Source organism: Amycolatopsis sp. cg5 (genome assembly GCF_041346955.1).
Taxonomy (GTDB): Bacteria; Actinomycetota; Actinomycetes; order Mycobacteriales; family Pseudonocardiaceae; genus Amycolatopsis.
In genome coordinates this window covers 877,439-890,282 of sequence record NZ_CP166849.1, presented here as the reverse complement: position 1 = coordinate 890,282, position 12,844 = coordinate 877,439, and the positions used below count along the sequence as shown (strand labels likewise).

Annotated in this window: 15 protein-coding genes; 6 read left to right on the top strand and 9 right to left on the bottom strand. The window is 69.0% G+C overall.

Annotated features, from left to right (window positions below; genetic code table 11):
• The first annotated feature begins 1 nt into the window (after position 1).
• Both AB5J62_RS04535 and AB5J62_RS04530 read left to right on the top strand, forming a co-directional pair.
• Positions 2-772, top strand: coding sequence for a TetR/AcrR family transcriptional regulator (locus AB5J62_RS04535; protein ID WP_370946849.1), 771 nt, complete (start codon positions 2-4; stop codon positions 770-772).
• Complete coding sequence (locus AB5J62_RS04530) at positions 769-1,089, top strand: DUF4873 domain-containing protein (protein ID WP_370946848.1); 321 nt, start codon at positions 769-771, stop codon at positions 1,087-1,089. The genes AB5J62_RS04535 and AB5J62_RS04530 overlap by 4 nt, the downstream gene beginning before the upstream one ends.
• Before the next feature lie 188 nt (positions 1,090-1,277).
• Here the strand turns inward: AB5J62_RS04530 and AB5J62_RS04525 are convergent, their stop codons facing one another.
• Positions 1,278-1,979, bottom strand: a complete 702-nt coding sequence (locus AB5J62_RS04525) for an SDR family oxidoreductase (RefSeq protein ID WP_370946847.1) — start codon at positions 1,977-1,979, stop codon at positions 1,278-1,280.
• 89 nt (positions 1,980-2,068) lie between these two features.
• On the opposite strand from AB5J62_RS04525, the gene AB5J62_RS04520 reads away from it, so the two are divergent.
• Positions 2,069-2,641 carry a TetR/AcrR family transcriptional regulator gene (locus AB5J62_RS04520; RefSeq protein ID WP_370946846.1) on the top strand — a complete coding sequence of 191 codons (573 nt, stop codon included), beginning with the start codon at positions 2,069-2,071 and terminating at the stop codon, positions 2,639-2,641.
• Here the strand turns inward: AB5J62_RS04520 and AB5J62_RS04515 are convergent.
• The 3 genes from AB5J62_RS04515 to AB5J62_RS04505 all read right to left on the bottom strand — a co-directional run bounded on the left by AB5J62_RS04515 (position 2,606) and on the right by AB5J62_RS04505 (position 4,916).
• Entirely contained in the window at positions 2,606-3,880 is a 1,275-nt protein-coding gene (locus tag AB5J62_RS04515; protein ID WP_370946845.1) for a heparan-alpha-glucosaminide N-acetyltransferase domain-containing protein, read from the bottom strand. The genes AB5J62_RS04520 and AB5J62_RS04515 overlap by 36 nt on opposite strands.
• A 111-nt stretch (positions 3,881-3,991) precedes the next feature.
• The gene (locus AB5J62_RS04510) at positions 3,992-4,222 is read right to left on the bottom strand and encodes a DUF3107 domain-containing protein (protein WP_370946844.1); all 231 of its coding nucleotides are present in this window, start codon (positions 4,220-4,222) and stop codon (positions 3,992-3,994) included.
• A 40-nt stretch (positions 4,223-4,262) separates the two neighbouring features.
• Entirely contained in the window at positions 4,263-4,916 is a 654-nt protein-coding gene (locus tag AB5J62_RS04505; RefSeq protein WP_370946843.1) for a ferritin-like fold-containing protein, read from the bottom strand.
• A gap of 359 nt (positions 4,917-5,275) precedes the next feature.
• Here AB5J62_RS04505 and AB5J62_RS04500 point away from each other — a divergent pair, with 359 nt between their 5' ends.
• From AB5J62_RS04500 to AB5J62_RS04490, 3 genes are all read left to right on the top strand, one after another.
• On the top strand, positions 5,276-6,931 hold the full coding sequence (locus AB5J62_RS04500) for a DEAD/DEAH box helicase (protein WP_370950177.1): 1,656 nt from the start codon (positions 5,276-5,278) through the stop codon (positions 6,929-6,931).
• Between the two features lie 71 nt (positions 6,932-7,002).
• Positions 7,003-8,346, top strand: a complete 1,344-nt coding sequence (locus AB5J62_RS04495; RefSeq protein ID WP_370946842.1) for a hypothetical protein — start codon at positions 7,003-7,005, stop codon at positions 8,344-8,346.
• Positions 8,346-9,167, top strand: coding sequence for an alpha/beta fold hydrolase (locus AB5J62_RS04490; RefSeq protein ID WP_370946841.1), 822 nt, complete (start codon positions 8,346-8,348; stop codon positions 9,165-9,167). Before AB5J62_RS04495 ends, AB5J62_RS04490 begins: the two co-directional genes overlap by 1 nt.
• Positions 9,168-9,448: 281 nt before the next feature.
• On the opposite strand, the gene AB5J62_RS04485 is transcribed toward AB5J62_RS04490, so the two are convergent.
• Genes AB5J62_RS04485 through AB5J62_RS04465 form a run of 5 tightly spaced genes read right to left on the bottom strand, consistent with a single transcriptional unit; the run spans position 9,449 to position 12,825 of the window.
• Positions 9,449-9,787 carry a hypothetical protein gene (locus AB5J62_RS04485; protein WP_370946840.1) on the bottom strand — a complete coding sequence of 113 codons (339 nt, stop codon included), beginning with the start codon at positions 9,785-9,787 and terminating at the stop codon, positions 9,449-9,451.
• Positions 9,788-9,812: 25 nt separating this feature from the next.
• A complete protein-coding gene (locus tag AB5J62_RS04480) occupies positions 9,813-10,673 on the bottom strand; it encodes a RecB family exonuclease (RefSeq protein ID WP_370946839.1) in 861 nt (286 codons plus the stop codon).
• Between the two features lie 43 nt (positions 10,674-10,716).
• The gene (locus AB5J62_RS04475; protein WP_370946838.1) at positions 10,717-11,346 is read right to left on the bottom strand and encodes a MarC family protein; all 630 of its coding nucleotides are present in this window, start codon (positions 11,344-11,346) and stop codon (positions 10,717-10,719) included.
• A gap of 2 nt (positions 11,347-11,348) precedes the next feature.
• Positions 11,349-12,212, bottom strand: coding sequence for a PHP domain-containing protein (locus tag AB5J62_RS04470; RefSeq protein WP_370946837.1), 864 nt, complete (start codon positions 12,210-12,212; stop codon positions 11,349-11,351).
• Positions 12,213-12,264: 52 nt separating this feature from the next.
• Positions 12,265-12,825, bottom strand: coding sequence for a PH domain-containing protein (locus tag AB5J62_RS04465; protein WP_091299419.1), 561 nt, complete (start codon positions 12,823-12,825; stop codon positions 12,265-12,267).
• Positions 12,826-12,844: the final 19 nt, after the last annotated feature.

Below are 12,844 nucleotides of genomic sequence, written 5' to 3'. Positions count from 1 at the left end.
CATGACTCCCGTGATCGAACGTGTCAAGCGCAACAGCAAGCAGGCCAGCAAGCGCCCGGCGAGCGACGAGGAGACCGGCGACGCCCGCCGCGACCGCTGGCGCAAGCACCGCATCGCGCGCCGCGCGGAGTTCGTGGAGGCGGCACTGCGAGCGCTCGACAAGCATGGTCCCGAGCTGGGCATGGAGGACGTCGCGGCCGAGGCGGGCGTCACGAAACCCGTGCTGTACCGGCATTTCGACGACAAGGCCGACCTGTACGTCGCGCTCGGCCAGCGTGGCACCGAGATCCTGTTCCAGCGCCTGATCCCGGCGATCAACGCCGAGCTCGCGCCAGTGCCCCGCATCCGGATGGCGCTCGACGCGTTCTTCACCGTGATCGAGGAGCACCCCAACCTGTACCGCTTGCTCGCGCGCGGCTCGTTCCTGGACAAGCCGGTCGACTCGGACATCGTGGCCGAGGACAAAGAGGTCATCGCGACCGCGCTGACCGCGCTGCTCGGCGACTACATGCGCATGTTCAACATGGACTCCGGCGCGGCCGAGCCGTGGGCGCACGGGATCGTCGGAATGGTCCAGAACACCGGGGAATGGTGGCTGGACCGGCGGTCGATGGGCCGCGACAGCGTCGTCGAGTACCTCACGCAGATCATCTGGGCCGCCATCGACGGCCTCACCAGGCAGCACGGCGTCGTGATCGACCCGAACCTGCCGCTCGAAGAGAACAAGGTCATCCAGCTGACCAAGGCTCGTGACAACGTGGAGGCCCAATGAGCGAGCACGACGAAGACGGTTACCGCGGCGCGGCCGTGCTGGTGCTCGACGGCACCGAGTACGAGGTCGAAGTCGAGCTGCGCGGGCATTTCCAGCCGATCGACGGCTTCTACCGCTGGTACGGCCGCATCAAGGCCGACGACCGCATCGCCGAGGTCGCGGGCGGCAAGAAGATGTCCGCCGAGATCCGGATCCCGGACGGGTCGGCGTCCGGTGAGATCTCCGACCCCGACCCGTGGGGCCGCTACCGGATCATGGGCAGCAGCACCCCGCCGTTCCACGTCCCGACCTCGCTCGCCGAGCTCGAAGACGCCTAACCCGCCCCGAAAACCCGGGATAAAGCGGGCTTTACTCCCTGCGATAAAGCCCGCTTTATCCCGCGAGATTTAGCCCGCTTTACTCCCCGGGATAAAGCCCGCTTTACTCCCCGGGATAAAGCCCGCTTTACTCCCCGGGGTTTAGCGGGCTTTACTACGCGGAGTAAAGCCCGCTTTATCCTGGTTTGTCAGCTCGCGAGCTGGGGGTAGAGGGCCGAGACGTCCTGGGAGAGGCCTGCCTTGACCTGGCGGGTCAGGTCGTCGGCGAGGACTTCGTGCGCGCCTGACTCGACGCCGTCCAGCGCCTGCTTCGCGACCGACTCCGGCGAGGACTTCGGCGCGTCGATGTGCGCGGCCATGTCGGTGTCGATGTAACCGACGTGCAGGCCGGTCACCCCGATGCCCTTCGGCTTCAGCGCCAGCCGCAGCGAGTTCGACATCGACCACACGGCGGCCTTCGACGCGCTGTAACCGTCGGTCAGCCCGATCCACGACAGCACCGAGTGCACGTTGAGCACGTGGCCGCCGCCGTTGCGCTCGATGATCGGCGCGAACGCGCGGATCAGGTGCAGCGGGCCGTAGAAGTTGGTCTCGAACTCGGCGCGCACGTCGTCGACCGTGCCGTCGAGGAACGACGCCGAATTGGACACGCCCGCGTTGTTCACCAGCACGGTCACGTCCTGAGCCGCTTCGGCGACCGCGGCCACCGAAGCGGGGTCCGTGACCTCCAGCGCGAGCGGCACGACGCGCGGGTCAGTGCTCGGCTTCGGCGAGCGCGCGGTGGCGTAGACCTTCTTCGCTCCCCTGGCCAGCAAGTCGTCCACCAGCGCTTTTCCGAGCCCTCGGCCGCCGCCGGTGACCACTACGGTGGCGCCCTGGATCGTGGTCATGAGCTTCTCCTCAACTAGGAAACAGATCGGTTTCCTCCAAGGTAAACCGATCTGTTTCCAAGCGCAAGGTTTCGACGTATGCTCAGGTCATGACCAAGGCACCGACCCGTGAACGACTGCTCGACACCGCCGCGGAGTTCTTCTACCGGGACGGCGTGCACATCGGGATCGACGCGTTGTGCAAGGCGGCGGGCGTGTCGAAGCGGTCGATGTACCAGCTGTTCGACACCAAGGACGAGGTGATGGCCGCCAGCCTCGATCGCATCGCGGCCGACTACGAGACCAGGCTCCTGCCGCCTGCCGGCGACGGCCGTTCGCACTACGAGCGGGTCCTTTACGTCTTCGAGCAGCTCGACGCGGCGTCGGAGACGGACACCTACCGCGGCTGCCCGTTCGTGAGCACGGCCTTCGAGCTCAAGGACCCCGAGCATCCGGCGAGCGTCGTCGCGCGACGCCACAAGCAGAGCCTCACCGATTTCTTCCAGCGCGAAGCCGAGCAGGCGGGCATCGCCGATGCCGATCTGCTCGCGATCCAGCTGACCATGGTGTTCGACGGCGCGGGCGCGCGCGTGGTCGTCCGCGCGGAACCGCTGCGCGGGATGGCGCGGCGGACGGCGGAGGCGGTGTTAACCGCGTCTGGCTGGAACGGGGGCGGGCAGTAGGTACTTCGGCCAGTTCGAGAGCTGGTGCAGCGCCCATTCGAGCGGGCCACGGCCGATCCACTTGCGCCAGGCCATCGCCGCGAGGATCGCGACGGCCGAGAACTCGAGGAAGTGCGCCAGGCTGTAAACGCCCTCCTCGCCTTCGTGCCACAGCAGCGAAATCGCGACGAAGTGCAGCACGTACGCGCTCAGCACGCGCCCGCCGAGGTCGGCCAGCGGCCGGACCGCACGGGTGAACCGGGCGGCGACCAGCTGGCAGCCGCCGATCACCGCGGCCGCGATCCCGATCGAGATGACGAAGTCGAACGGCGTGTACGACGCGCCGGTCGGAAGCAGCTGCCACGCGAGCGTCGTGGTCGGCGGGGTGCCGTGGATCCAAGTCTGGTTGAGCGAAAGCAGCTGCTCAGGCGACATGCCGTACTGCGCGGCCTCGGCGCCGAGCGAGCGGTAGATCGCGTCCATGCCGCCCAGCAGGTCGGTCGCGATCCACGAGACGAGATAGCCGAGCGCGGCCACCGCGGCCCCGCCGAAGAAGAGACGGCGGCACACTCGCGCCGAACCGAGGTCCATTCGGCCCAGCGCCATCCCGGCGAAGATGTAGGTCATCAGGTTCAGCGCGGGAAAGGTACCGGTGACGATCAGGATGACGGCCCCGCGCAGGAAAGCGGCGGATGAGCCGAAGTCTTCGAGCGAGAGATCCGGCGGCAGGAAGGTGAGGCCGCGCGGCTCGATCTGCGCTCGAATGAGAAAGGAGATGAACGGGAAGACGGCCGCCGCCACGACAGCGGCACTGGCCAGCACTTTCACGCCGAAACGGAGCCAGGGAATCGCGAAGAGGAAGCAGACGCCGTAGTAGGCGAGGATGACGAGATAACCGGTGTCGAGGTTCGTGAGCCAAAGCCCGAGCGCGATGAGCAGCGGGGCGCGGGTGCCGAGCCGCAGCATCACGGTGGTTCTCGCCCGGCCGGACTTCGGGGTGCGCCCGCCCGACATCAGCGAGATCGACACCCCGGCCAGCACGGCGAACAGCGCGGCCGAATGGCCCTCGAAGACCCGGAAGACACTCGCGTAGCCGCCGGCGGCCGGATCAGGCCCGACGTGCACGGCGTACATGCCGAGCACGGCCAGGCCGCGCGCGACGTCGATTCCGGTCAACCGGACTGTCTGCTGGGTAACCGGGGCGACGGGCGTGTCGTGCACGCCCGTCGCGCGATCGGCCAAGACGGTTACGTCGTCCACCTCGTCTCTCGGTCAGCTCCACCGAAAACCATTCCCCGGAAGGGTGGTGGTTGAAACTGAGAGAGACCTGAATCCCAGCGTTGCGCGCGCTGTGATTTACGTCAGCGCAGGTCAGGACCCGACCGCGAAACCCACCTTGCGCACGTCGGACGGGGCGATCTCGATGTAGGCGATGCGCTCGGCGGGCACGATGTACTTGCGGCCCTTCTCGTCATCGATACGGAAGATCCCGTCGCTGGACTTCAGCGCGTCGGCGACCAGCTTCTCGACCTCGTCGGGAGACTGGCTGCTGGAGACCACGAGCTCTCGCGGAGTCTCCTTGATGCCGATCTTGACCTCCACGTGTGACCTCCGCTTTTTCGAGTGGCGTACCAGGACAAGGCTAGCCGAGTCCGAGCACCTGCATCCGCTTGGTGTGTCCCTGCTGCAACCGCCGGAACAGCCCCGCGATTCCCGCCAGATCACCGGATCCGGAGATGATCAGCTCGGCGAGCCCGTCGCGCTCGGCGACCACGTACTGGGCCTGGGTCAACGCCTCGCCCAGCAGCCGCCTGCCCCACAGCGCGAGCTTGTCGCGCTCGCGCCGGTCGGCCTCGATGCCCGCGGCGACTTCGCGCTCGGCGAACGCGGAGTGCCCGGTGTCGGCGAGCACGCTGAGCACCAGGTCCTTGGTGTCGGGGTCGAGCCAGTGCGCGATCTCGCGGTAGAGGTCGGCGGCGAGCCCGTCGCCGACGTAGGCCTTGACCAGCGACTCCAGCCACGAGTTGGGCGCCGTCGACTGGTGGAAGTGGTCGATGTGATTGATGAACGGCTGCATCGCGGACTCGATCGCCACGCCATAACCGGCCAAATGCTTCTTCAACAGGTCGTAGTGCCCGATCTCGGCCGCCGCCATCGACGCCAGCGCGGCCCGCCCGGCCAGGTCGGGCGCGGTGCGCGCGTCCTCGGCCATCCGGTCGAACGCGGACAGCTCGCCATACGCCAGCACGCCGAGCAGGTCGACGACGCCTTCGTTGATTTCTCGTGCCTCGGTCACGTCGGAGAGGGTATCGGGCCTGACCAGAGATGGATCCCACTCGAGGTTCGGCGCGCCTACGACTGTCGCAAAAGGCCTGACCAGGTACACTGCGTGGGTATTTGACTAAAGTACCCGCACCTCGACGGCCAGGCTCCTACGCACATCGTAGCCGGGCCGCGACCTTCGAAAAGCCGTCGTGAGCTGCGGAGACAATGTGCGTGCACGCCTCGATAAGGCATTCCCGCGAGCCCGGAACCGGCGCGGTCGAGTGTCGAGTAGTGACCAGGCAGTGCGCGCTGGCATGAGAGAGGCTGATCACCCTGACCGCACAATCAACCGACCCGGTGGCGCTCGAGCACAGTGAGAGCGGACCGGCCATGCTCGACACCTCGCACCCGCTGCAGGCAGGCGCGCCCGTCGAGCCCGAAGCCCCGACCTTCGAGTCCTTCGGCGTCAAGCCGGAGATCGTCAAGGCGCTCGCCGAGGCGGGCATCGAACGCACCTTCGCCATCCAGGCGCTGACGTTGCCGCTGGCCATGGCGGGCGACGACCTCATCGGCCAGGCACGCACCGGCATGGGCAAGACGCTCGGTTTCGGCGTCCCGCTGCTGCACCGCGTCGAGACCCCCGGCGACGGCACCCCGCAGGTGCTGGTCGTCGTGCCGACCCGTGAGCTCTGCGTCCAGGTCACCAACGACCTCAAGGGCGCCAGCAAGCACCTCGGCATCCGCACGCTCGCCATCTACGGCGGCCGCCCCTACGAGTCGCAGATCGAGGCGCTGCGCAAGGGCGTCGACGTCGTGATCGGCACCCCCGGCCGCCTGCTCGACCTGGCCGAGCAGCAGCACCTGGTGCTCGGCAAGATCCGCGGCCTGGTCCTCGACGAGGCCGACGAGATGCTGGACCTGGGCTTCCTGCCCGACATCGAGCGCATCCTGCGGATGGTGCCGGAGAAGCGCCAGACGATGCTGTTCTCGGCGACCATGCCCGGCCCGATCATCACGCTGGCCCGCACCTTCCTCACCCAGCCGACGCACATCCGCGCGGAGGAGAACGACGCCGGCGCGGTGCACGAGCGCACCACCCAGTTCGTCTACCGGGCGCACTCGATGGACAAGCCCGAGCTGATCGCCCGCGCGCTGCAGGCCGAGGGCCGTGGCCTGTCGATGATCTTCACCCGTACCAAGCGCACCGCGCAGAAGGTGGCCGACGAGCTGGTCGAGCGCGGTTTCGCCGCCGCGGCCGTGCACGGCGACCTCGGCCAGGGCGCCCGTGAGCAGGCGCTGCGCGCGTTCCGCTCCGGCAAGGTGGACGTGCTGGTCGCCACCGACGTCGCCGCCCGCGGCATCGACGTCGACGACGTGACCCACGTGATCAACTACCAGACGCCCGAGGACGAGAAGACCTACGTCCACCGCATCGGCCGCACCGGCCGCGCCGGCAAGACCGGCGTCGCGATCACCCTCGTCGACTGGGACGAGGAGCCGCGCTGGAAGATGATCTCGGACACACTCGGCCTCGACAAGCCGGAGCCGGTCGAGACGTACTCGTCGTCGAAGCACCTGTTCGAGGACCTGGGCATCCCCGAGGGCACCACCGGCAGGCTGCCGCTGGGCCAGCGCACCCGCGCGGGCCTCGGCGCCGAGGTCGAAGAGGACTTCGGCGGCAAGAAGCGTGGCCGCGGCCGTCGTTCCGGCGCCGCCTCGGCCGACGAGGAAGCGCCCCGCAAGCGCACGCGGGCCCCGCGCAAGCGCACCCGCGGTGGTGCGGACGCGGCCGCCAAGATCGAGGCGGCCGACGCCGCCGCGAAGACCGGCGATGGCGAGGCAGGCACTGAGTCCGGCGAGGCGAAGACGCGTACGCGTCGCCGCACGCGCAGCGCCGCCGCCAAGCCCGCCGCTGAAGCGTCCGGCCCGGCAGCCGCCGAGAAGGAGACCGGCGAGACCGGTGAGCGTCCCGCTCGCCGCCGTCGTCGCCGCCGTCCCGCGGGCGCCGGATCAAACAGCACCGAAACACCCGCTTCGGCAGAGTAGTTTTATGCGCACTTCCGGCTGAGACCCTCAGCCGGAAGTGCGGCGAAACAGCTGGTGCGCGGGGAGACGGCGTGAGCGAGCCCTTTGCGGGTGGCAACGAAGGCGGCAAGCATCGGCACGACCTGCCGGTGCTGGACTACGGCATCGAGGACGTGCTCGCCAACCAAGGTGCGATGCGCGCGGCGCCCAAGCACGCGGTGAAGGCGCGCAAGTCGCCGTGGAATCGCAAGCGGGATCGGCTGATCGCGCTGGGCATCGCGGTGGCCGTGCTGGTCGCGGCGTTGGTCAACTGGCTCACCAGTGACAACCGCGCGACGAGTTCGACGATGGCCGAGCCGCCCGCCGGGCTCTCGGAGCCGCCGCAGTCGGTGCCCGGTTCGCTCACCGAGATCTGGCAGGCGCCCAGTTCGGCCACGCCCGTGCCGATCGGCGAGGGCAACTCGGTGGTGACCGCGGACGGCGGCGAGGTCGATGGCCGGGACCCGCAGACCGGCGCGATCCGCTGGCACTACGCGCGTGACCTGCCGTTGTGCACGGTCGCGCTGGCGGGTTCCCGCGTCAACGCGGCCTACCGCAAGGACACCGGCTGCAGCGAGGTCACCCAGCTCGACCCCGGCACCGGGCGCCGCACCGCGCAGCGCAACGGCGACGCCGAGCTCGGCACCCAGCTGCTGGTCGACGGCAACCACACCACCACGACCGGCAAGAAGCTGCTCAACGTCTGGCGCGAAGACCTCGTCAAGAGCATGGAGTACGGCGAAGTCCCGGCCATCGTGAACCCGCAGCGGCAGCCGCGCACCGGCTGCACGTACGGCTCGACGGCGGTGGGCAGCGGCAAGGTCGGCGTGATCGAGCGCTGCGCCGGCGACCCGGCCGACCGGTTCACCGTCTTCAAGGACACCGGCGACGACGCCGACGCGCCCAAGGTCGTGTTCAGCTCGGTGCTGGCGGGCAGGTCGGCCAAGGTGATCGCGATGACCGGCGACTTCGCGGCGATCGCGTTGCCGGAGCAGAAACTGCTGGTCATCTACGGCGCGGACGGCAACCAGCGTTCGGCGTACCCGTTGCAGCTCCCCGATTCCGACCTCGCGCAGGACCCGCCTGGCGGCGCGATGATCACCTCGCGCACGCAGGACGGGATCTACTGGTTCACCGGCTCCAAGACCACGGCGTTGTCCGCCGAGGACCTCACCCCGCGCTGGACGCTGGACAGCGCGACCGGCCCCGGCAGCACGTTCGCCGGGCAGCTGGTGGTGCCGATCAAGGGCGGGCTCGCGGTGCTCAACGAGGACAACGGGTCCACCGTCCGGACCATCGGCGTCGACCGCCGCGGCTACACCGGGCCGGTCCGGCTGTCTTCCGTCGGCCCCGTGCTGCTGGAGCAGCGCGGCAACACCTTGGCGGCACTGCGCTGATGTTCACCAGTCCCTACGGGCCGATCGCCCACCTCAGCACGCCGCCCGGTGACGCCGTCGCGTTGCTCGTGCCCGGTTACACGGGCTCGAAGGAAGACTTCACGCCGCTGCTGGACGGTTTCGCGGCCGCCGGCTTCCAGGCCATCGCCATCGACCTGCCCGGCCAGTACGAGTCGCCGGGTCCCGACGACGAGGCCGCGTACTCACCACGGGCGCTCGGCACGATCGTCGCGTCGGTGATCGCAGGCTTCGACCAGCCGGTGTTCCTGCTCGGCCATTCCTACGGCGGCTTGGTCGCGCGCGGCGCCGTGCTCGCGGGCGCCAAGGTCGCGGGCCTGACGTTGATGGACACCGGCCCCGGCCCGCTCACCAGCCTGCCGCGCCTGGAAGCGCTGGAACTGGGCGAATCCCAGCTCCGCGCGAACGACGTCGAGGGCGCGTACGCGATCCGCGACCGCGTGCAGTCCCGCTTCCCCGGCTGGGTCGCGCTCGACGACGAGCTGAAAGCCTTCTACCGCAAGCGTTTCCTGGCGACGAACCCTGCGTGCCTGCTCGGCATGGGCCACTGGCTGCGCACCGAACCCGACCTCGTCGACGAGCTGACGCTCGCGCTCGGCAAGACGCCCAGCGTGGTCATCACCGGCGAGCACGACGACGCCTGGTCCGTCGCGGAGCAACAGGAAATGGCGCGCCGCCTGAACGTCCCGTTCCTGAAGGTCGCCGGTGCGGCGCACTCCCCCAACACCGAAAACCCGGCCGAGCTGCTCGCCCAGCTCATCCCGCTCTGGCGAACCTGGCTCAAACTCGGCCAAAAAAGCTAGACCAGCGGCTTGGGTTGAAGAGGTCGTGAGTGGTTTCGCCGGTTAGAACCGGCCATACCACTCACGACCCCACTCGCTCGGGCTCGTCCACCTTGACACGTGACAAGGGTCGCCCTTGCAACGCTCTGGGTGACAAGGGTCGCCCTGTCACCCAAACCGCCGCGCTTGTGCGCTCAGCCGACCCGAAAGCGGCGGCGGATCGCCGACCGAACGCGGACGAGGCTGAAAGGGGTCGTGAGTGTCTAGGCCGGTTAGAACCGGCCGTACCACTCACGAGGTCTTTAGGTCCACCAGAAGAGCCAGACCGCGACGACGGTGATCGCGAGTACGGACAGGGCGGCGAGTGCGGCGGGCCTGCCGCGGTGGGTGTCGGCGTAACGCTGGGCCAGCAACGCGAGCACGGCCGCGATGAGGTGACCGAACAACGAGAACGCGCCGGGGCCGTTGACTTCGGTGAAGACGCTGAGCACGCCCGAGCAGGCGACGCCGAGCGCGAGCAGGACGAGGCCTGCCGCGACCGAGCCGCTCAGGCCGCGCCACCAGCGGCCGGTGAGGCGGACCGGCTTGCCGTCGGGCTCCGGGGAGGACAGCGGCGGCGTGGCCGTCTCGGATTCCGTCACCAGCGCGTCCTCTCCTTGTGGCCGGTCATGGCGCGAGCAGGTCCCATGGCTGCGAAGCGGGGGCGGCCTGCTGGCCTGCGGCGCAGCTGGGCCGGAAATCGCACCATGAGCAGTGCTTTCCGGTGCGGGCGGGGAAGAGCTCTTCCGCGTCGCCACCGGCTGCCAGGGTATCCGTCGCGGTGCGCAGGTCCTCGGCGGACTCCTCGGCGCGCTTGAGCTGGCGCTGCAGGCTCTCGGTGCTGTGCTCGGCCGTGGCGACCGTGCCGGACGGCAGGTGGTGCAGCTCGACCTGGTGGCAGGGTTTGCGCAAAGTACGCGACGCGGCGACCGCGTACAGCGCCAATGCCTGCGAGTAGCGGGCGTCGTCGTCATCCGGCGGGCGGCGGCCGGTCTTGTAGTCGACGATGACGAGCTCGCCCTCGCGCAGGTCGATGCGGTCGGCGCGGCCTTCGACGATCATCGTCGGCTGGGCGCCGGGTTTGCCGCTGACCGGCGCGGACACCCAGCGCTCGACGCCGATCGGGTCCTCGCTGAGGTCGTGGCGCTCGACGTACTCGGTGACCCAGCCCTTGGCGCGCGCCCGGTATTGCGCCGCCTGCTCGGGGTCGGCGAAGCCGTTGTCCTTCCACTGCTCGGTGACCAGCACGGCGGCCCGCTGCGGCGAACGCTTGGCGGCGGGCAGGTCGAACAGCGCGCGCATCGCGTTGTGCACCACGGCGCCCAGCGTGCTGTGCGCCCACGCGCCGGTGCGCTGCGGCTGCGGGCGGTCCAGATACGTCATCCGGAACCGGCGGCGGCAGTCCTCGAAGGTGCCGAGCTTGGCGGGCGTCACCTTCACGAGTTTGCGGGGCTGTTCGACTCCGAAATCGAACCCGAGTTGGTCCATGCCGCCAACGCTACGCACACCCACCGACACTTTCGGAGAGGACCTAGGTTCCGGCGATGAAGCCCTTGACCGAGTTCGCGATCAGCTCGACCGCGATCGCGGCCAGCAGCAGACCGGCGATCTTCGCGACCAGCGTGATCCCGCTTTCCTTGATCAGCCTGATCACCACGCCGGAATAGCGCATGCAGAGATAAATGAAGAAGTGCACGACCAGGATCGACAAGCCCAGCGCCACATAGGCGCCGACGTGGCCGTCCGCCTGCCGCACGAACACGATGGTCGCCGCGATCGCGCCGGGACCGGCCAGAAGCGGCGTCCCGAGCGGCACGAGCGCGACGTTCACGTCGTCGCCCGCAGCTTCGGATTCACCGCCGCTGCTACCCGTCAGCAGCTGCAAAGCGATGAGCAGCAACAGCAAACCGCCCGCGCCCTGCAGCGCCGGGATGCCGATGCCGAGATACGACAGGATCGCCTGCCCCGCGACGGCGAACAGCGAAATCACCAGCAGCGAGACCAGCACGGCCTGCCGCGCGGCGCGCGCACGCGTCGCGACCGGCTTGCGGCCGACCAGGCTCAGGAAGACCGGCACCGTGCCGGGCGGGTCCATGATGACGATCAACGTGATCGTCGCGCTCATGAACAGTTTCGCGTCGAAGAAGTCGGTGATCGTCATGGTCAGCCCACCACAACGGAGGAGCCGGTCGCCCGCGAGACGAGTTCCTCGTAAACGCCCGGATCGGTGGTCTCCGCGCCGATCTTGGTCGGCTTGTTGGTGCCGTGGTAGTCGCTCGAGCCCGTCACGAGCAGGCCGAGGTCCGCGGCGAGCCCGCGCAGTTCCGCCCGCGTCGGCTCGTCGTGGTCGGGGTGGTCGATCTCGACGCCGGTGAGGCCGTGCGCGGCGAGGCCGGCGAGCGTCTCCGGCCGGATGACCGCGCCCCGCGACCGCGCGAACGGATGCGCGATGACCGTGACGCCGCCCGCCGCGGCGATCATGTCGATCGCGTGCTCGATCGGGGTGTCCTCGCGGCCGACGTAGTAGCCGCTGCCCTTGGCGAGGTAGCTGTCGAAGGCGTGGCTGACCGACTCGACCAGCCCGGCGCGCATCAGCGCCTGCGCGAGGTGCGGGCGCCCGCCGGCGGCGTCCGGCGGGAGCCGGTCCATCACGTCGTCGGGGTCGATCGGCAGGCCGTCGGCCGCCATCTTCTCGGCCATCCGGCGCAACCGGGTTCGGCGCTCGTCGCGCAGCCGCGCCTGCTCCAGGACGATCGCCGATGAAGCAGGATCGAAGAGATACGCGAGCAGGTGGACGCTGATCTGCCGCCCGGTCACCGGGTCGGCCGAGACGGTCGACAGCTCGGCGCCCGGCACCAGCGTCAGGCCGGGCGGGACCGCGGCGGCGGCCGCCGCCCAGCCCGCGGTGGTGTCATGGTCGGTGAGCGCGACGACGTCGAGTCCGGCGCCGACGGCGGCCTCGATCAGCCCCGCGGGGCTGTCGGTGCCGTCGGACTCGGTGGAGTGGGCGTGCAGATCGATGCGCATTACGACCATTGTGGACGATGCGGTAGGTCACAGCGACCCCGGGACCAGGCGTTTAGCCGACGGCTTTCTTGCCGCGGGCGGCGCGCTGGGCCTTGATCATCGAGAACCGCTCCTGCTGCTTCTGCTTGTCGCCGAAGACCAGCTCGGAGATGGTGTCGTAGAACTCCTCCGGGCGTGGGAGGTAGTCGATGCGGTTCAGCGCCTGGATCTGGCCCGCCGACTCGACGATCATGGTGCCGTAGCCCATCATGCGGCCGGTCGCCGTGCGCTCGTAGGTGAGGTCGGTGACCTTGGTGATGGGCATCATCAGCACCTTGGTGGTGAAGACCCCGGTGGTCATGACGAACCGTTTGTCCGTCACCACCAGCCGTTCGACCCACCACTCCATCACCACGTACGCGAACCGCAGGATCACCAGCAGCGCCACGTACCAGAGGATGTTCTGCACCAGCCACATCGAGGGCGGCAGCAGGTAGGACACCAGCACGCAGATCGCCAGCAGCGCGGCGGCCTCGAAGGTGTCCCACAGCAGCACAGCCCAGTGACGGCGGATCCGGATGACCCGCCGTTCAGTGTCGAGTAGGTACTCGTCTGGATCGCGAGGGGCGAACATCAGCCCAGACTATCCGCAG